This is a genomic window from Spirochaetota bacterium (genome assembly GCA_004297825.1).
Lineage (GTDB): Bacteria > Spirochaetota > UBA4802 > UBA4802 > UBA5368 > FW300-bin19.
In genome coordinates, this window is the sequence record SCSX01000021.1 from 1 (window position 1) to 18,844 (window position 18,844).

An 18,844-nucleotide genomic window follows, 5' to 3' on the forward strand; every position below is an offset into this window, starting at 1 on the left:
TCCCAGCGTCTCCGCGGCGATCACGGCCTACCTCCTGGAGGTGGCGCAGGTCGCGGTGGTGCCCGGGGTGGAATTTGGCGACGACGATTTCATCCGGCTCTCGTTCGCGACCTCGGACGAGAACATCGTAAACGGGTGCGCGCGCATTCAGGCGGCGCTGGGAAAATTGGCGTAGCACGCGATGCCTTAAAAGGCGTGTAAGTTAACAGGGATTTACAGGATATTCAGGATCGGTATTTTCGCCAGACAAGCTAATCCCTGTCCATCCTGACAGTCCCTGCTATAATGCCTTTGAGAATTTAACAGGGATTCACAGGATATTCAGGATTGGTATAATAACCGGACAAGCTAATCCTGTCCATCCTGTTAATCCCTGTTATAATGCCTTTGAGAAAAGCGTACACAGGCGATGGTGGCCCGGGGGCCGATATTGCCCCGTATCGCCGGAACCGGCATGCCTGACTTGAAAGCCCCCGCGAGGGCCCACCCCCCGTGACCCGCGCCACGGGGTCCCCCCGGCGGCATCCCCGCATGAAAAATAAACACACCCAGGTTAAATTGTGCTTGATAGCCCTGACGTTCTGAATATGGTCTATTCCTTGGTTACTCTCCGGAGGTATTGCCATGAATTCCCGCCCGCGCCAGTTAATCCTGATACTGCTGCTTGCCGCGCTTCCGCTCTGGACCTGTTCCGGAAACATGGGGACCGCGCACCTGACGATCGAGCTGGGACTCCCCCATCATGCGACGTTCCAGGCCGCACCCACCGCGTTCGAGCGTATCTGCGCGTTGTTTCCACTCTTTCCGAAATTAGCACACGCCGCACCGCCGGCGAACATTACCGGTTTGAAGCTCAAGGTTGCCCAGGGAGGAGCGATCACCTTCGAGGATAGCTTCTCCCCCGGTTCTTCGTCCATATCCGCCGATGTTCCCGCGGGAAGCGGGCTCACGGTCACGGTGACCGCGTTTATCGATCCCGCCGATATCGGCGCCGTACTGGAATACGCGGGTAGCGCGAACGCGAACCTGTCGCCGGGGGATGAGGTTACGATTTCCATACGGATGATGGCGAGTGAGACGAAGATTGTGATTCCGGATTATGGCTACAGTACAATTATCCAGGTAGATGACATTACCGGGAATAACAAGCTCTCATTACCGGTTGGTGGTTGCTACTCTCCTAATGATGTTGCGTTCGATGCGGCCGGAAGAATCTATATCGCCTTCAGCTCAGGCGGACTTGTGAGAGTTGATGATATTTTAGGTTCCAATCAGATCTCTTCATATGATATAACATCCATGGGCAGTATTCGGGCGGTCGCCGTTGACCGGGCGGCGGGGTTCGTCTATTATGCAAACGCGGGCAACATGATCCGTCGGACCACACTGACCCCGGGCACATACGCAACGTATGCGCCGTCCAACTTGAACCAAATTTCAGGTCTCGCAGTCGCCGATGATGGTACGCTTTATATTTCCGGTGTATATAACAGCGACGATGCCGTTGTTCATTTTGATCCCGAAGCGAATTCAGGGGCTGGTGAGGTTATAGACACACCTTATACAGGTGGAATGATCACACGCAGGGCTATCCATGTTAAGTTTAATGACCCATATGTTTACGTAATCAATACCAGTTATATATCCACCCCAGTCGGAGAAATACTCAAGTTTTCAAAAAATCTCCAATTCATAGAGAAAACCGGGGCTGTCACCTCCTCAATGGGCTCCATCGAAAGCGCCCCCATGGAATTCTTTCACCCGGTACATTTTGTGGCCGTGCTCAACAGGAAATTTACGATTATGGATACCGACACATCGTCCAGCTATGACCGCATCGTATCTTTCGGAAACCTGGAGGGCAGCGACTGGTCGGCATATGCAGAGTATCAATATTCAGGTTCATCGACGATGGGCACATACTTCAGTTTTTATTCATTTTCATAGGATTAGGCGCGATCGCCGCACAATGACCTCGCATCTGCGTCATCATGCGGCATTCTCTATTGTAAACTTCGCACGGCATAGTGAAAAGGGTATTGGACACCAGGACCGACTCCCCGGCTGATAAAACCTATATTGCCTTGAACCCGAAACTTCACCGTTCTTACGGTGAAGAATATCTTGTCTTCGATAATTCAACATCCCGCACCCTCAGAATCCACGGAACACTTGTGCTCATGCTTCACAGGCTAACCAGGTTTCGTACTCTGGAAGAGCACGCGCAGGAAGCGGCCGCGAGCGGCTGGGGCGGCGGGGACCTTGCCCTGGCCCGCGATGCGCTCCGCGAGCTCGTGTCCATTGGGCTCCTGGTCCCCCACACGGAAATTGTCAGGCGCATAACGCGATTCGGCCAGACTACCGAAAAACCGGCGCCTATTTCGGCCATTTGCTGGCCCACCAAGGATCGGCCGGCACTCCTCCTCCGTGGAATGAAGAGTTTCATTGCGAACGCGCACGTCCACGGGCGCGCGCCGGGTTACATAGCGCTCAATGACTCAACCGACGTCTCGGCGGAGATACACATGGTCGTTGCGCTTTCGAAGCTCTCTCTCGAAGAGGGGATCGCCATACGATATGCGGGGCAGGTCGAAAAAAAAGTTTTTGCCGAAGAGATTGCGCGTCGGCTGGAACCTCTCGGCCTTCCCCCGGAACTGATCCGGTTTGCGCTTTTCGACACTTTGAACTGCGGCCTTACCTACGGCGCCAATAGGAATGCGTCTCTCCTTGCAACCACCGGCTGCATGGCCCTCAGCACGGACGATGACATTGTATGCGCCCCGGCGCCATCGCCGGAGCTTGAAGGCGGTCTGGAACTCGCGGAAATTCCCGGACCGGGAGGGCTGCATTTCTATAGCAGCCGGGAGGAGCTTCTGCATGAAGTCAAGACAAGGGATACCGATATTCTTGCTGTCCATGAGGTATTACTGGGCCGCAAGGTTTCGGGCATCGCGCGCGAATACGCGGATGCCAATGCGCTCAAGCTCGACATGGGTGCGGGGCAATTCCTTGATACTCTTATGACCTTCGGCGCACAGGTGCTCGCTACAGCCGGGGGATCATACGGCGATTCCGGTATGGGAACACCCCGGTCTTTCCTCATGCTTGAAATGTCAAACCGGGAGAGACTCGTATCCACGGAGAAAGCCTATAGAGAAGCCTTTTATTCCCGTGAACTACTCCAGGTATTCACGCGTACCACCATAACACCCGGACCATACTTTCCCGGGATGAACGTAGGCCTTGACAACCGTGATCTGCTCCCTCCATTCATCCCCGTGCTGCGCGGCGAGGACTTCATTTTCGCATATGCACTCAAAGCATGTTTCAAGGATTGTGCGATAGGATACCCCCCCTGGGCACTCGCACATTTCCCCTCCGGCGCAAGGAATTTCACGCAGGATTCAGCGGTAAAAGCCCTGCTCTATTTCTCGGAGATTGTTTTCATCGCGCTGCATTCCTTTGGCCCTTCCCCCGGGATGGATTCCCCCCGCGACCGCATGGGTGCACTGGGGACGCACCTTCAGAGCATCGCCTCCATGGACAACGCCGACTACGAGTCCTTCATGAAATCCCGTTGGATTGCGCAGGCGAGCTACCGCATAGGCCTTATGGAAAACAGTCTCATGGAATACAATCACCAGCCCTCCTTCTGGGCGCGCGATCTGGAGCGCGCCATTAAATCAATGGAAGAGTTCGCGCTCAAGGGCGAGGCATCGGTGCCGAGCGACCTGCTGCAGGGACGCACGCCTGTGGAGGCGCGCGACCTGGGTAAAAAGATCCTGGGGATGTACGGCGAGCTCCTGTACTGGTGGCCTTCGATCGTCGATGCGGCGCGCGCGCTGAAGGAAGATGAGATAGAGCTCACCCGGGAAATACCGGTTTCCTGACTGCGCAGAGAAAAATTACGCATGTGAGCATTCCGCTGTTCGGCATGGATGGACTGAAAAACCCTCGATTACCAGGTTAAGCGTATCGGCACCCCCCCCTTCCCCATCACCGTGTATCAATATTTTTTCTGTTTTTTCCCATTTTTACCGCCGCCGCTTGAAAGACCTCGGCGAGGCTTGTATTTTCTTCTATTGGTCCGCGCAGGCGTCAGCCGCATGTACGGCGTGGGAAGATTATCTAAAGCGGTGAGTCGCGGGCGCGGAGTATCCTGGAGGTATTCATCATGAAACTTCGTGTATTCCTGATTTTCGCCATTATCATACTCGCGCTTTTTCCGCTGTGGAGCTGCGGGGGCGGAGGCTATGCGCATGTAACGATAATGCTGGGCCTTCCCCATCACGCCGTGCTCCAGGCCGCACCGACGGTCTTCGAGCGTATCTACGCCCTGTTTCCGCTCTTCCCCACGAACGCGCACGCCGCGGTGCCTGCGAATATTACCAAGTTAAGGCTCCAGGTAACGCAGGGGGGAATGGTCACCTTCGAGGAAAGCTTTTCACCGACCTCGTCATCCATTTCAGTCGACGTCCCCTCGGGAAGCGGCCTCGTGCTGACCGTAACGGCGTACATCGATCCCCTTGATCCGGGCGCGGTCCTGGAATACGCCGGAAGCGCGAATGCGGACCTCGCCCCCGGCGAAGACGTGACCATTTCGATTCAAATGCTGGCGAGCGAGACGAAGCTGGTGATTCCCAATTACGGAATGGGCACGATCATCCAGATCGACGATATCAACGACACGACGCCGTCGACGTACACACCGCCCGCGCTCTACAATCCCTACGATGTCGCGTTCGACGCGAGAGGAAGGATTTACGTCGCCCTGGGAAGCAGCGGTCTGATACGCATCGATACTATCAGCGGGGCGAATTTCTTCTCAGGGTACGATACCACTTCCGGCGGGATGGGAGGATCGCTGCGCGCGGTCGCCGTCGACCGGGCGGCGGGGCTCGTGTATTATGCAAACGCGGGCAACATGATCCGCCGGACCACGCTCACCCCGGGCACATACGCAACGTATACGCCCTCGCTCCTCACCCAGGTCACCGGGCTCGCGGTCGCGGACGACGGGATACTTTACATCTCGGGCGTGTACAACGGCGACGACGCCGTGGTTCGATTCGATCCGGAGGCGGGCGCGGTAATCGGCGCGCCGTACGTGGGCGGCATGATCACGCGAAGGTCGCTTCATGTTAAAATCAGCGAACCGTACGTGTACGTCATCAATGCGAGCTATGTATCCACGCCCGTGGGCGAGATTCTCAGGTTCACGAAAAGCCTCCAGTATGCCGGGAAAGCGGGATCGGTTACTTCCACCTTCAGCTCGATCGTGAGCGCGCCCATGGAATTTTTCCACCCGGTGCACTTCGTGGCCGTGCTGAACAGGAAGTTCGTCCTCATGGACACCGACACGGTGCACGGCTATCCGGTGTTCGACCGGGTCGTCTCGTTCGGCGACCTGAGCGGCTCCGACTGGTCGGCCTATGCCGAGCTGGACGGTTCCGGGTCGAGCATGTTCAGTTTTCTTTCGTATTCATGAGGGAAGGGCGTGAAGGCGCGGAAGCGTTTCCGCGCCTTCACAAGGCATAACAATGCCTATCGAGTGAGACGCGACTGCGGATATCTTTGGTTACGGCCCTGCCGGGAAGTATTTTTTACTTGCCTTCGCACCCCTTCCCGGTGTTTCATCCGTGAATCGGCGCGCTTTCCCGCGCACCACATCAATATCGGAAACATGACCGCATGAGCGCCCTGCCCTCCAAAACTCCCGCGCACGCGCATCGCCCGGAACGCAACCCCGGGCTGGACGCGCTCAGGGGCCTTGCGATAATTCTCATGGTGCAGCAGCACCTCATGGCGTGGCTGTGGAGCGAGCCCTGGGTCAACATGACGGCGATCTTCAAGGCGCACCCCTTCATGATGGCGCTCAACAGCACGGGCGCCTTCAGCGCGCCGCTATTCGTCATGCTCGCGGGCGCGGGATCGGCGTACCTGTTCGCGTCGCGCACGCGCCCCGGCAGGACGCTCGCCGCGCACGGGCTCTGCATTCTCGCGCTCGGTTACGTGTTGAATTTCGCCGCGCCGCACTGGTTCACCATCGGTTCGTGGTACGTGCTTCACCTTGTCGGAATTTCGCTCATTCTCGCCGGGGGGCTGAATCGGCTCCCCTCGTGGTCGCTTGCCTTACTCGCGCTCGCCGCGCTCGCCGGCGCCGTGCTCGCGCAGACCTGGCTCGACTCGCCGCTCTTCTTCAATAGAACGCGCATATCGGACTACGGCCAGGCGGGGGGCGTCGCACGGCTCGCGCTCGCGGAGGGCCATTTCCCCATCCTGCCCTGGACGGCATTTTTCATCGCCGGGATCCCGGCCGCGCGGCTCGTCATGAAAAACAGTTTCCGCGCGGTCGCGCTCGCGGGGTTCGCGTGTCTCGTCGCGGGGGCGGCGCTCGCGCTCGCCTACAGGCACGGGTTCGCGTTCGCGACCTACGGGACCTTTTACCGCGCCTTCGTCATCCAGGCGCACTTCTATCCGGGCCAGCCGCCGCTCCTGCTCATGCTGGGCGGGGGGGCGCTCGTTGCCGTCGCGCTTTTCGCATGGATAGGTCACCGGGGGCTCCTCACGAGTGAAGGCCCGCTCGCGAGCGCGGGGCGCGCTTCGCTCAGCATCTTCATGATCCACGTCATGCTCTTCATGGAATTGAGCAGGCTTATCGGCACCTTCAAGGCATTTTCCGAGGCGGAGACGCTTGCTATCGTCGCGGCGGTGCTCGCGCTGTTTATGACGGGCGCGTACTACTGGAAGCGAATCGGATACCGGTACGGGTTCGAGTGGCTGATACGCCTCCCGGCGGGTTGACCCTTCGACTCCGCTCAGGGACCACCCTCGGCTCCGCTCCCTGAGCGAATTCCCCTCCCGAGAAACTACATACAGTGACAATCCGCTATTTGCTCGCTGAGCCATGTCCCTCTCGCTAAGACATGTCCCGCCCCCTTGAGCCATGTCACGCTCCCTGAGCGGAGTCGAAGGGAGCACCCCAGCAGACCGTACCCCCCGAGCGATGCCCCATTTCCAGCCCGCTCCCTGAGCGGAGCCGAAGGGAGCGCTTGAATTCCGCCCCGCCCCTTTGTATTATTCAAGATTCGGGGCAGGCGCGATGCGTTCACCCGTGCAGCACCCAAGGAGGAGTGAAGAATGAGAAATGCATATATAGCCGCGCTGATAACACTTCTGGCGCTTGTACCCGCGTGTTCCGATACGAACACAGCGCGGGTGACGATCGTGATCGGGGATCTCGCAACCGCGAAGGCCGAGACCCCGTCGATTATCGACCGGTTCCTCATGCTGTTCGGCACGAGGGCGGAGGCGGTGAGTGCGCCCCCCTGGCCGTCGACGCACCTGGATTCCGATATCGACATCACGCTCACCATAGAAGCGCCCGATATCGAAACGATCACAGCCCACATTCCGACGGACACCAGCACCTTCACGACCGAGCTTCCCGCCGGGGCGGCACGGAAGTTGACAGTGGTTTCGATGACCAAGAGCAGTTATTCGACGAACCCCGATTATGAGAATTTCGGGGGCATGTCCGTCATTGACCTCTCCCCGGGCGACGACGTCACGGTCCATATCACTATGATCCCGATTACCAGGATTCAGGCGGCCTACGGCATAGTCACCGCGGAATGGGACGCCGTGACACAGACCGGTGTAACGGGATATGACATGTACATTTCCACCTCGATCGATGGTCCCTACACCTTCGTGGGCCATACGGCCGGTGCGATCAGCACATTCGGTTCGTTCCCTGTCAGCCTTATAAACGGAACGACCTATTATGTCCGAATCGTCGTAACGAGTACTAATGGTGATGGACTACCTTCGGAGCCATTCGCGTTCGTATATGTAAGCTGAGACGGTTCGATCTGCGGCGACTGCTCCCGGGTATGAACGCGATTCACCACCCGGGGGTTGGTCGCGGATTCGTTCACGGGTGGGTTGGATCGCATGGACCCGCTCGATTTGTCGGCGCAATCCATGATTCGAAAAACCCGGATAATATCTTGCACTATTCCCCCACCCGTTGTGTAATGCATTATCATAGACAGATATAGAGTGGGGCCCGTACACTGGTACCCCTCCCAACAACCCGTGCAGGAGTTATAAATGAAATACAGATGGATGCTCTGCATACTCGTGATGACCACGCTCGCCCTGGGCTGTTCAAGTTCCGATATGGCGCGAGTGACGATAGTGATCGGGGACTACACAACTGCGAAGGCGGAGGCGCCCTCGATCATTGACCGGGTTTTGATGCTGTTTGGCACGAGGGCGGAGGCTATGTCCACAAATTGGCCGGATGCGCATGGTGACATCCTGCTGAAAATAGAGGGAGACGGTTTGGAAACCATCGAAACCCTTTTTCCTGCAGGAACGGACAGTTTTTCAACCGAGGTACCCGCAGGAACACAGAGACGAATTACCGTCAAATCAACCATCACCGGAACCGGATATCTGAATTACGGCGGCAGCGAGACGATCGATCTTAACCCCGGGGATGATGTGACGCTCCCCATACGAATGATACCTATCGTTGAAATTTTCGCAACGAGCGGGGGGATGAATATCCTTTTGAACTGGGACAACGCCAACACGCTTAGCCTTGGGGCGTTCGTGAGCGGTTACAACCTGTATCGCTCCGATTCACCGGAAGGGGGATATTCATTTCTGGGTTATTTCCCCAATTCAACGAATGCGCAAACATCGACCTCAAATACGCCCCCTCTCATACTCCCTGTCTCTTATTATTATAGGGTTACTGTCGTGAGCAGTGAGGGAGAAGGTTTACCAAGCGAACCGGCAAGCAGCTATCGATCGTATTAGGCGGGAATACATTAGCGCAGTTTCCCCGACGTCCTTTCCAGGGCCGGTTTTTTTAACTCCCGGACAGAGGGATGCCGCCCCCATCCGGCCTTGCTGCGCGCGGCCGCCTTCCCCTTGTGAAGGGGAAGGCGCTTTAAGCCAATTGCACATCCCGCTATAAGGACGCTTTTTCACACCGTTTCAGACAACCGAGCATGCTTCTCACACCTCCCCCCTTTTTCCAAGGGGGCAGCTCCCGGACATCCTTGTCCTCCGCTGCATTTGTACTTCCTGTACACCAGAGGCCTGGAGGGGGTCGCTCTGTTTACGATCCAGTCCCCATTTCCGGTAACATTTTCCCCCCGCATTTGACGCTTCCCCCTGTTTTTTGTACATTAACCGATCTGACCTAACGTCACAGGAGGTATTCACTGGCCATGAAACAAAAATCAGTCGCACAGAACATTTTACTGGCATTGACTCACACTCGCTCCATGAAAAATACATGGGCAAAATGCTTGACATAAGACATAATATGAACTACGTTCACCGCACACTCGGGCCAAAAATAAGCTTGTACATTTTTGAAACCCGTATGGTAATAGGCGCAGATACACAGATCTCATTACGTGCGGAGCGTGATATGAAAACGGGGAGAATGAAGGCGGTATTCCCAATACTGCTGGCGTGTTGTGCAATCGCATTATCATCAGGCTGCTCAAATTCCGACATGGCGCGCGTCACCATCAACTTGGGCATCCCGTCCCAGGCGAAAACGTACGCGCCGTCCCTGTTCGACAGGATAGTTGCGCTGATAAGCCTATCGACCAGGGTACAGGCGGAACCGCCAACAGGGCTTTCTTACCAAATCGACACGATCGTAATCAGCGTTTCGTCGGGAGGCGCCGAAGTTGTCACGAAAACTATCACCAGCGACCCTCCGTCATCTGATTGGGACGATGGGCAGACAAGCCTGGAAATTCCCGCTGGAGGACCATACTTGTTTACCGTGGTCGCGTGGTATACCCAGGATGGAACCTATAAGCGATACGGCGGATTGAGTCTTCTTGATTCGATAGCCGGTGGTGCTGAGACTAGCCTGCCGATACAAATGGGCTTGTTGCCGATAGAAGTATCGGATTATACTTTCACTTTAGTTGCTGATACGGGTTCCTACCCAATACTTCAATTTGTCCCTGTTTCCCAAAACATCAAAGGGTATATTATACATCGTGCCAATGCGACCTATACCTATGATAGTTTTTATCAGTCTTATTATTGGAGCTATGGGGCATATGCTAAGATAAAAACAATCGAAGCCGCCGCATACCCCTTACCGACCGCCTTCACTGATACGGACGGGGTTTTAGGAACCGGTTGCCTAGCGGTAGGAATTGAGGTATCAGGCTATTTCGTAGTACCAATCAATGAATTTGGCGAAGGGGACGATTCTGACGAACAACCCGCATTCTTTGATAACTGCTAAATCACATGATTATTAGAAAGGGGGAACCAAAATGAAAAAGACTACACTACATATGACCATCATCGCGGTCATGACATTCTTTTTCATCAGCTGCTCCAGTTCCGACGTGGCGCGCGTCACCATCAACTTGGGCATCCCGTCCCAGGCGAAAACGTACGCGCCGTCCCTGTTCGACAGGATAGTTGCGCTGATAAGCCTTTCTTCCAACGCGCAGGCGGACCAGCCGTCCGGGCAGTTGAGCGTGGACAGGATCACCATAACGGCGACATCCGGCGGAAGCGAGGTCGCATCCGTCTTTTTCAGCAACACCGACCCGGAGTGGGTCACGGGCGCGGCAACGCTTGAAATTCCCGCGGGAGGCCCGTATACATTCATCGTTGTGGGTCAATACTTTAATGGTCAAACCGTGAACCGGACATACGGTGGAATAGAAACCCTCGAAAGCATATCAGGAGGGCAGGAGATGATGTTAAGTATTAATATGGGATTGCTCCCGGTTTATAATTCCGATTTTTATTTAAGCACTTCAGGATCAAATCCATTACTGCTCGATCTTTTTACCCAATCAACAAATATAGAGGGCTATATCGTTTACAGAGCTCAGGGCACATGGAGTGCAGGCATCAATGATTGGATAACAGGCAGCTTCAGCAAGATCGTTACTTTTGATGCTGCGCCGTTATCGACAACCGTAACGTATAACGATCCCGAGGGAATTTCTGATGATTGTACTCAGACCGAGGGAGATCCTGCATCGGTATATAAAATTGTGCCTTTTAACAGCTTCGGAGAAGGGGATACTGTCGAACATGTGGCGATAGGAAACGGCGGTTGTTAATATTTTGAACTTTAAGGAGGAACCAAAATGAAAAAGACTACACTGCTTATGACCTTACTCGCGGTCATGGCGTTCGGTACCGCGGGCTACTCTGCGGTCACGACAACGGCGGTCAACGGCTACGCGGCGTATCTCACGCCGGGCGGTACGTGGAACATGCTCGGGGCCGGGATGCCTGTCGCGGAAGGGAGCCTTATCAGCACCGGCATGTTTTCGTCGGTGGACCTCTCCCTGGACGGGCACGAGATGACGGTGGAACAGCTTACCACCATCAAGATATACAAGAACCTGTTCACGGGTGAAGAGTCCGAGAATTCCGTGGGCCTCAAGTACGGGAGCGTCTCCGCGAAGATCAACAAGATTGGCGCGGTCAAGACCAGGTTCAACATTACGACCCCGGTCGCGACGTCCAGCGTCCGCGGGACCAGGGAGCGCATCGCGTTCGGCCCGGTCCGGGGCATGAGCGCCCTCGCGAGGGAAGGCGTCCTTCGCCTGCACAACAACAGGGGTGTGAGCAACCGCGTGAGCGGAAGATCGTTCTTCAACCTGACGGGCAGCAATCCCAGGCCCGATCCGCTCCTGAACGAGCAGAGGGGCAACTCGCTCGTCAAGGTGCACCCCGACGGGATCACCGACGAGGAACAGCAGACGCACCAGATATACAGCGACCTGATCGACAACGCCGAGACACCGGTCGATGTATTCGACAACCTTCCTTCGAAGGTGACGGTCGACCTGATCTGGCCGTAAGCGTATAAACGATCATCAAAACGTGTGAGAGGATGAAATGAAACAAATGCTCGCGTTTATCCTTGTGTTCTGCGCGTCGGCGGTATTTGCGCAGGACATCGGATTCGTGAACGAGCTCGCTAAAAAAGAAACGGCCACCTTCGGGGACGCCGTGAAGCTCTTCGTCCCCGCGGCGGGCGGTCAGTCCGCGGGATTCCAGGCCGATGCGCAGTTCCTTGAGGCGCAGGGGATCATCAAGGCCTCGCGGTACGCAGAGGGCGAAACGCTTCGCAAGGGGACGCTCGCGCTCATGATAGCGAACCAGATGAAGCTCGGGGATTCGCTCCTGTTCGCCGTTATCGGAACACGGCGCTATGCGGTTACGGCGTGCGTCGCGGCGGAGATCATGCTTCCCGGCAGCGGTGAGTGGGAGATCGTTTCCGGCTCCGAGCTCATCGAGACCATACGGGTCATGATGGAGAAGAAGGGAGGCGCCAAATGAGAAAGCTATTATTTGCGTGTGCGGCGCTCCTGATCGCGGCCATGTACGCTCCCGCGTTCGCACAGCCCGCAGGTTATGCGTCCGAGGACGGGTTCATTCCCAACCTTGGCATGGACCCGGACATGGCGGCTGCCGGCAAGAACAAGGCCCCGTTCGTGTTCAGCTACGGCGGCTGGGTGACGCCGGTATTGATCGACGAGAAGAAGGGATCCGATCCCGACAGCGGCTCCGCGATCGTCACCACGAAGCTCTGGATGCAGATGACCCTGTGGCCGGATGCGTATATCTATGTGCGCGGCAAGGACGATTACCTGATTCCGGGGAGCATCAAGGATAAGAAATTCAATTCCGCGGCCGACGACAACGTCTATGATCTCGACATGGGGTATATCAACATGACGTTCGCCTCGGGCGCCCTGCGGGTCGCGGCGGGACGCAAGTATTACGTGATCGGCACGGGTCTTGTCATGAACGGTCGCGCGGACGGCGGCGAGGTCGATATTTTTACGAACATAATCGACCTGAAGGCGTTTGGCGCGTACACGGGTTACCTCAAGAAGGACAACAACCCCTACGGCCTGAGCACCAGGGACATCGCGGACGGCTCCAAGCGCGTCTTCGCGGGGGGCACCATTGAACGCACGATGGCGAATCAGACCCTCTATCTCTTGGGCCTCATGCAGATGGACAAGGGCAAGGAAGACGCGGGAACAAAAACACGCTACCAGTCGCAGTACTATGGCGGGGGACTCAAGGGCGTCCTTGCCGACGGGCTCGATTATTACGCCGAATTCATCTACGAGATGGGCGAAAGCTATATCGGAACCACGAACGAGAAGGCCGACGTAAAGGCGATGGCGTGGATGCTCGGGATTAACTATTACTTCGACGCCGCATTCAACCCGGCTATCCTCTTCCAGTACGCCTACGGCTCGGGCGACAAGGACCGCGGCGGGTACAAGGACCCCACGGGCAATACCGCGGGGGATGATAACGGTTTCATCACGTTCGGTACGTACCAGGGCGGGTATGCGCTCCGGCCCACGCTCGCGAACCTTCATATCGCGCGGCTGGGGGGCTCGTTCGTGCCGCTGTATGCGGCCTCGTCCCCGACTATGCGGCGGATCAACTTTCTCTTCTACTATACGTATTACATGAAGGATGAAGCGAAGGGGACCATTAACTCCGGGGAAGCTCCCAACAACAGCACGGACGTAGGCCAGGGACTGGACGCTGCGATTAGGTGGGGTATCCTGCACGACCTCGCCTTCTTCGTGAACTATGCGGCCTTTATACCCGGCAAGGCGTATGCGTCATCGGAGCCCACAAGGCACTTCGTCATGGCCGGCTTCAACCTGAGTTTCTGATTTAGCGCTTTACTTTTTCAACACGGCACCTATAGTACCAAAGGGAAGCATATGCTTCCCTTTGGTGTATTTCCGGATGGTATTCCGAATAGAACCTTTTCCCCTCCCCCTTGAGGGGGGAGGCCGGGTGGGGGTGAGGGGTTGTTTGAATAAAAATTTAACCTCATTTGCAAGAGCATTGCGATCAAATCAGACGGAAGCGGAAAAGCTGCTTTGGAAGCGCCTGAGGGGAAAACAAGTGCGAGGTTTTAAATTCAGGAGACAGCAGCAAATCGGTAATTATATCGTGGATTTCATGTGTTCCCCATTGAATCTCGTTATCGAACTGGACGGAAGTCAGCATATAGAATCATGCACGGACGGGGTCAGGGAGCATTGGCTGAATGAACAAGGTTATCACGTATTACGATTCTATAATACCGATGTACTCAAGAATTTGGAAGGCGTATTGACTATTATTGATACCCATTGCATGAGTCACCCTCCCCTAACCCCTCCCATCGAGGGAGGGGAAACAAAGACAGCACTTATCCATTCAATAAGCGATCAAAATAAATTAGAAAAAACATGCGGAACAACTCCCTCTGATTAGAAGGAGAAATTAATAAATACGCACGCGGTGGAACCATGATAAAAAACTTTATCGCTCAATTCAAGGAAAACCTCAAGCAGAACAAGTACTACGCAGTGGGCGTTTCTGTCGTCCTGGTGCTCTTCATCCTGCTCCTGAGCCTGACCACCATCTACGAGCTCTTCGAGCTTAAGCTCTATGACCTGCGCTTCCGCGTGAAACCGGCTCCCGCCCAGTGGGAGATGCTCACGTTCCTGGATATCGACGATAACGCGATCAAGATCGGCGGACAGTTTCCGTGGCCGCGCTATATCTACGCGGACGGTGTCAATGTGCTGCACAAGGCCGGCCTTCGCCAGGCCGCGTTCGACGTCCAGTTCATGGACGATTCGCCGCGCATCGCCCGCAAGGATGAATTCTCGGCCATGATCGAGCGGGCCAGGGCCGGCGGGCGCATGACCGTCGAGGACGTCGAGAAAGCCGTGATCGACAACGACAAGCTGCTGGCCGCCGCGCTGAAGCAATCCGGCAGCGTAGTGCTCTCCTACAGCTTCCTGAATGAAAAGATATCCATGGATCACCTGGACAGGAAAACCCGGCAGGAGTACGACGCCGCGTACAGGATTTTCACCGAGAAGGCGTCCATCCCCGTGCCCAAAGAGCGCGTCGGCGAGTTCCAATCGCTCGTTTCTCCCGACCGCGTGATGATCCAGTTTCCCATCCCCGCCCTCACGCGCCAGGCGCGGACCTTTGGCTATGTAGACAGCGACTTTGACATGGACGGGATATCGAGGAAAATCCGGCTGGTGCGCGTGTTCGAGAACCGCGTCTATTTCCACATGGCGCTGGCGATGCTCATCGATCAATGCGGGATAAAGCCGGACGATGTCAGAATCACCCCCGGGTCCCGCATAGTGCTCCCGAACGCGGTCAATCCCGTAACCCTGGAAAAGAAGGACATCGTCATTCCCATCGACGCGAAGGGGATGATGTTCATCAACTGGGCGGGCCAGTTCGCGACCACCTTTCACCACCTGTCCTTCAGCGCGCTGCTCGAATACGGGAACTTCCGCGACAGCGTGTACGCGTTCCTGAACGACGAGGGCGATGACTTTCTCCGTGAACAGAAAATGACCCGAAAGTCGATCGTGGCGGAGCTGCCCAAACGTATCGCGGACTACGCCGCGGCGAAGGATCCGGCCCAAAGGGCCGATAAATGGAAAACGCTCGCCGCCACCAGGGACAAGCTGCGTTCCGTGGACGTCGCGATCTTTAAAGGCATCCAGGACGAGGCGGCAACAAGCGCCGAAAAGCTTAAATCCGCGCCTAAGCGCGACCTCCAGGAATACGTCACCAATCTGCAGAATCTCTCGGCCGCCTTCAAGCTCGTAAGCGAGGTCGACCAGCTCCGTGACAAAACCGGTATTATCGGACTCACCGCCACGGCGACCCAGGACATGGGGGTGACGCCGGTGTCATCGGAGTATCCCATGGTGGGCACGTATCACAATATTTTCAACACCATAGTCCAGAACAACTACATCCACAAGGCGCATCCCCTTATTAACATTCTGATAATGCTGGCTATCGCACTGGCGGCGGGTCTCCTCATACAGCGCCTTTCCGCCATGCAGATAATCGTCGCGATCATCGCCGGTTTCATAGGCGTGACCGTCGTGAGCGTACTCGTCTTCGCCCTGGCCGATGTCTGGCTTGACCAGCTCGGAATAACCCTGTCGCTTCTCCTGCCCTCCGTCGCGATCGGTGCCATAAAGTTCGCGAGCGAGGAAAGCCAGAAGCGCTTCATCAAGTCCGCGTTTTCGAACTACCTTTCCCCCCTGGTCATCGACGAGATCATCAAGAACCCCGAGTCCCTCCAGCTCGGCGGCGAGCTGCGGGAGATAAGCATATTTTTCTCGGACGTCGCCGGTTTCTCGACGATCTCCGAGAAGCTGAACCCCCAGCAACTGGTCGCGCTGTTGAACGAGTACCTCTCCGAAATGACCGACATCATACTCGGTTATGGGGGCACCGTCGACAAGTACGAGGGGGACGCCATTATCGCGTTTTTCGGCGCCCCGCACCCCTTCCCCGACCACGCCCAACGGCTCTGCTTCGCGGCGATTGACATGAAGAAGAGACTCGCGGAGCTCAGGGACGAATGGCGCAAAACGGGGCGCGACGAGCTCAAGGTCCGCATGGGCATGAACACCGGTAACGCGGTCGTGGGCAACATGGGTTCCAAGATGCGCATGGACTACACCATGATGGGCGACGCGGTCAACCTCGCGGCGCGGCTCGAGGGCGTGAACAAGAAGTACGGGACCTACGCCATGATCGCGGAGAACACGTACGAGCAGGCAAAGGACGTGATCGAGGCGCGCGAGCTTGACATCATCCGGGTTGTCGGCAAGGAGGAGCCCACCAAGGTATACGAGCTCCTGGGAAGAAAGGGCAGCCTCCCCGACTACATGCACGAGATGCTGGAAAAATATTACGAGGGGCTCGCGGCATGGCGCGAGCGCGAGTGGAAGGCCGCACGCTCGGCGTTCAGGTCAGCGCTCAAGATCGTCGAAAACGACGGCGCGTCCAAGACCTACTACGACCGCTGCACCGAATTCATCGAGAATCCCCCGCCCAAGAGCTGGGACGGGGTATACCGGCTCACGACAAAATAAAAATGGTCATGGCTTTCGCCATGACCACGTGAGTAAATCCGGAGGATAGATGCAGAATATCGTTTATTTTGCCGGCATAAGCATGTTCTGGATGCGCACCATGAACGAGCCCATGGAGCCCGCGTATTCCGGCGAGCCCTCGAGCTTCACGTCCCCGTCGCGCATCGCCTGTACGGTCTCCTTGTTTTCGGCGAGCACCTTGTAGGCGCCGTCAAGCCCGTTGAACATCATGTGCATGAACGGCGCCTTCCGGCCATACACGCCGTGGCCGGACTTCGACTTGCCGCCCTTCACGCGCAGGTACGCCGCGGGCCCGTCGGGCTGCACCGAAAGCTGGTAGATGCGGTCCGGCTGCTTGCTCGTCCATGCCGCCATGTCCTCGTCGCCGCCCTTGTTGAGCTGCGAAAGGGCGTTCGTGATCATGTACATGGTGAGCTTCACCTTTAAAAGCCTCGTCGCGGTGTCCCTGGGCTGTTTGTTCGGCATGAGCAGCAGCAGCCCCAGGAAGAGGGGAATGAGCTTCATGAGAAGCCTTAAGCGCCACAGTCCCGATATGGACGGCAGCGCCACGCCCCCGGTGAAGAACGCCACCAGGTCTTCCGGTTTCTTGAATGCGAAGTGAATGCCGGGTTTCTCGACAATGCCCTGAACTATGTCAAGTTTTCCGTCCTTGAAATCGAGATATGCGCCCGAATCGGTTCCCTTCACCGAGAACTGGATCGTCCCGTCGACCCCCCCGAGCATCTTCTTGTAGAAGCCCTCGTTCTCGTTGTAGAGCGTCTTGAACAGGGGGAGGATCGAGCGTAATATGATGCGAATTGTCAGCTGTGTTCTGTCCGCCATTGCTCCCCTCCTAAGTTTCGTCGTCCCAGTTTTCGTCTTCTTCGATTTCTTTCTTCATAAGCGCGCCCACCGCCTCGATGATTCCGTCGGCGTCGAACTTGTAGTAGTTGTACAGATCCTCCGGGTAGCCCACGATCGCGAACGCGTCGGGAACGCCCAGCTTCTTGAAGGCGCACGCCTTGCCGCCTTCCACGATCACCTCGCCCACAGCGCTTCCCAGGCCGCCCATGACGTTATGCTCCTCGACGGTTATGATGCGCCGGGTTTCGACGACCGCCTTGAGGATGACCTCGCGGTCGATGGGCTTGACCGTGTGCATGTTAATCACGCGCACCGAGAGCCCCTGGCTTTCGAGCACCTTCGCGGCGCGCATCGCCTGGCCCACGCAGACCCCGCAGGTGATGACGGTAACGTCCTTTCCGTCCTTCATCGTGACCGCTTTGCCGATCTGGAAGCCGTAGTCCTTCGTGGTGTTGACGGGCGGTTCGAACCCGCGCCCAATGCGGATGTACACCGGTCCGGCATGGTCCATCGCCGCGACCACGGCGTTCCCGGTCTCGATCCCGTCGGCGGGCACGATCACGGTCATGTTCGCGAACGAGCGCATCACCGCGATGTCCTCGGTGCAATGGTGGGTGGAGCCCGCCTGCCCGAATGAGATTCCCGCGTGCGTCGCGATTATCTTCACGTCCAGGTTCTGGTAGCAGATATCCGTGCGCACCTGCTCGGCGCTGCGCAGCGCCGCGAACACCGCGAACGTGGAAACCACCGGCGTGTACCCGACCATCGCCAGGCCCGCGGCCACGCCAAAGAGCGAGTTCTCGGCGATACCCATGTTGATGAACCTTTCGGGAAACTTGTCCCCGAACGCGCCAATCTTGGTGGACTTCGCGAGGTCCGCCGTCATCGCGATGATTTTATCGTTCTTCTCACCGAGCTGGGTGAGCACCTTCCCGTAAATTTCGGCCTGCGTGAGCTTGTCACCGTCCAGCACCGACCATGTCATACCTTCAGCCATA

15 protein-coding genes are annotated in these 18,844 nt (G+C 56.6%); 13 read left to right on the forward strand and 2 right to left on the reverse strand.

Annotated features, from left to right (window positions below):
• The first annotated feature begins 624 nt into the window (after positions 1-624).
• The 13 genes from EPN93_04630 to EPN93_04690 all read left to right on the forward strand — a co-directional run bounded on the left by EPN93_04630 (position 625) and on the right by EPN93_04690 (position 16,982).
• Positions 625-1,947 carry a hypothetical protein gene (locus tag EPN93_04630; protein ID TAL38500.1) on the forward strand — a complete coding sequence of 441 codons (1,323 nt, stop codon included), beginning with the start codon at positions 625-627 and terminating at the stop codon, positions 1,945-1,947.
• A gap of 233 nt (positions 1,948-2,180) precedes the next feature.
• Complete coding sequence (locus EPN93_04635) at positions 2,181-3,890, forward strand: hypothetical protein (protein TAL38501.1); 1,710 nt, start codon at positions 2,181-2,183, stop codon at positions 3,888-3,890.
• Positions 3,891-4,174: 284 nt separating this feature from the next.
• Entirely contained in the window at positions 4,175-5,488 is a 1,314-nt protein-coding gene (locus EPN93_04640) for a hypothetical protein (GenBank protein ID TAL38502.1), read from the forward strand.
• Positions 5,489-5,691: 203 nt separating this feature from the next.
• Positions 5,692-6,804 (forward strand): DUF1624 domain-containing protein, encoded by a 1,113-nt coding sequence (locus EPN93_04645; GenBank protein ID TAL38503.1) that lies wholly within the window; start codon positions 5,692-5,694, stop codon positions 6,802-6,804.
• Positions 6,805-7,140: 336 nt separating this feature from the next.
• Positions 7,141-7,863, forward strand: coding sequence for a hypothetical protein (locus EPN93_04650; GenBank protein TAL38504.1), 723 nt, complete (start codon positions 7,141-7,143; stop codon positions 7,861-7,863).
• A 252-nt stretch (positions 7,864-8,115) separates the two neighbouring features.
• Positions 8,116-8,832 carry a hypothetical protein gene (locus EPN93_04655; protein ID TAL38505.1) on the forward strand — a complete coding sequence of 239 codons (717 nt, stop codon included), beginning with the start codon at positions 8,116-8,118 and terminating at the stop codon, positions 8,830-8,832.
• 484 nt (positions 8,833-9,316) lie between these two features.
• Entirely contained in the window at positions 9,317-10,297 is a 981-nt protein-coding gene (locus EPN93_04660; protein ID TAL38506.1) for a hypothetical protein, read from the forward strand.
• Positions 10,298-10,328: 31 nt separating this feature from the next.
• The gene (locus EPN93_04665) at positions 10,329-11,135 is read left to right on the forward strand and encodes a hypothetical protein (protein ID TAL38507.1); all 807 of its coding nucleotides are present in this window, start codon (positions 10,329-10,331) and stop codon (positions 11,133-11,135) included.
• Between the two features lie 27 nt (positions 11,136-11,162).
• Positions 11,163-11,885, forward strand: coding sequence for a hypothetical protein (locus EPN93_04670; protein ID TAL38508.1), 723 nt, complete (start codon positions 11,163-11,165; stop codon positions 11,883-11,885).
• Between the two features lie 37 nt (positions 11,886-11,922).
• On the forward strand, positions 11,923-12,366 hold the full coding sequence (locus EPN93_04675; protein ID TAL38509.1) for a hypothetical protein: 444 nt from the start codon (positions 11,923-11,925) through the stop codon (positions 12,364-12,366).
• Positions 12,363-13,733 (forward strand): hypothetical protein, encoded by a 1,371-nt coding sequence (locus EPN93_04680; protein TAL38510.1) that lies wholly within the window; start codon positions 12,363-12,365, stop codon positions 13,731-13,733. The genes EPN93_04675 and EPN93_04680 overlap by 4 nt, the downstream gene beginning before the upstream one ends.
• Before the next feature lie 76 nt (positions 13,734-13,809).
• Positions 13,810-14,325, forward strand: coding sequence for an endonuclease domain-containing protein (locus tag EPN93_04685; GenBank protein ID TAL38511.1), 516 nt, complete (start codon positions 13,810-13,812; stop codon positions 14,323-14,325).
• A 35-nt stretch (positions 14,326-14,360) separates the two neighbouring features.
• Positions 14,361-16,982, forward strand: a complete 2,622-nt coding sequence (locus EPN93_04690; GenBank protein ID TAL38512.1) for a CHASE2 domain-containing protein — start codon at positions 14,361-14,363, stop codon at positions 16,980-16,982.
• A gap of 63 nt (positions 16,983-17,045) precedes the next feature.
• Here EPN93_04690 and EPN93_04695 read toward each other — a convergent pair whose 3' ends face one another.
• Positions 17,046-17,825, reverse strand: coding sequence for a hypothetical protein (locus EPN93_04695; GenBank protein ID TAL38513.1), 780 nt, complete (start codon positions 17,823-17,825; stop codon positions 17,046-17,048).
• A 10-nt stretch (positions 17,826-17,835) separates the two neighbouring features.
• The gene (locus EPN93_04700; GenBank protein TAL38514.1) at positions 17,836-18,843 is read right to left on the reverse strand and encodes a transketolase family protein; all 1,008 of its coding nucleotides are present in this window, start codon (positions 18,841-18,843) and stop codon (positions 17,836-17,838) included.
• Between the last annotated feature and the right edge of the window lies 1 nt (position 18,844).

Coding starts and splice junctions, on each gene's coding strand:
- EPN93_04630 (TAL38500.1), top strand. CDS start 625: ATGAATTCCCGCCCGCGCCAGTTAATCCTGATACTGCTGCTTGCCGCG.
- EPN93_04635 (TAL38501.1), top strand. CDS start 2,181: ATGCTTCACAGGCTAACCAGGTTTCGTACTCTGGAAGAGCACGCGCAG.
- EPN93_04640 (TAL38502.1), top strand. CDS start 4,175: ATGAAACTTCGTGTATTCCTGATTTTCGCCATTATCATACTCGCGCTT.
- EPN93_04645 (TAL38503.1), top strand. CDS start 5,692: ATGAGCGCCCTGCCCTCCAAAACTCCCGCGCACGCGCATCGCCCGGAA.
- EPN93_04650 (TAL38504.1), top strand. CDS start 7,141: ATGAGAAATGCATATATAGCCGCGCTGATAACACTTCTGGCGCTTGTA.
- EPN93_04655 (TAL38505.1), top strand. CDS start 8,116: ATGAAATACAGATGGATGCTCTGCATACTCGTGATGACCACGCTCGCC.
- EPN93_04660 (TAL38506.1), top strand. CDS start 9,317: ATGGGCAAAATGCTTGACATAAGACATAATATGAACTACGTTCACCGC.
- EPN93_04665 (TAL38507.1), top strand. CDS start 10,329: ATGAAAAAGACTACACTACATATGACCATCATCGCGGTCATGACATTC.
- EPN93_04670 (TAL38508.1), top strand. CDS start 11,163: ATGAAAAAGACTACACTGCTTATGACCTTACTCGCGGTCATGGCGTTC.
- EPN93_04675 (TAL38509.1), top strand. CDS start 11,923: ATGAAACAAATGCTCGCGTTTATCCTTGTGTTCTGCGCGTCGGCGGTA.
- EPN93_04680 (TAL38510.1), top strand. CDS start 12,363: ATGAGAAAGCTATTATTTGCGTGTGCGGCGCTCCTGATCGCGGCCATG.
- EPN93_04685 (TAL38511.1), top strand. CDS start 13,810: ATGGTATTCCGAATAGAACCTTTTCCCCTCCCCCTTGAGGGGGGAGGC.
- EPN93_04690 (TAL38512.1), top strand. CDS start 14,361: ATGATAAAAAACTTTATCGCTCAATTCAAGGAAAACCTCAAGCAGAAC.
- EPN93_04695 (TAL38513.1), bottom strand. CDS start 17,825: ATGGCGGACAGAACACAGCTGACAATTCGCATCATATTACGCTCGATC.
- EPN93_04700 (TAL38514.1), bottom strand. CDS start 18,843: ATGGCTGAAGGTATGACATGGTCGGTGCTGGACGGTGACAAGCTCACG.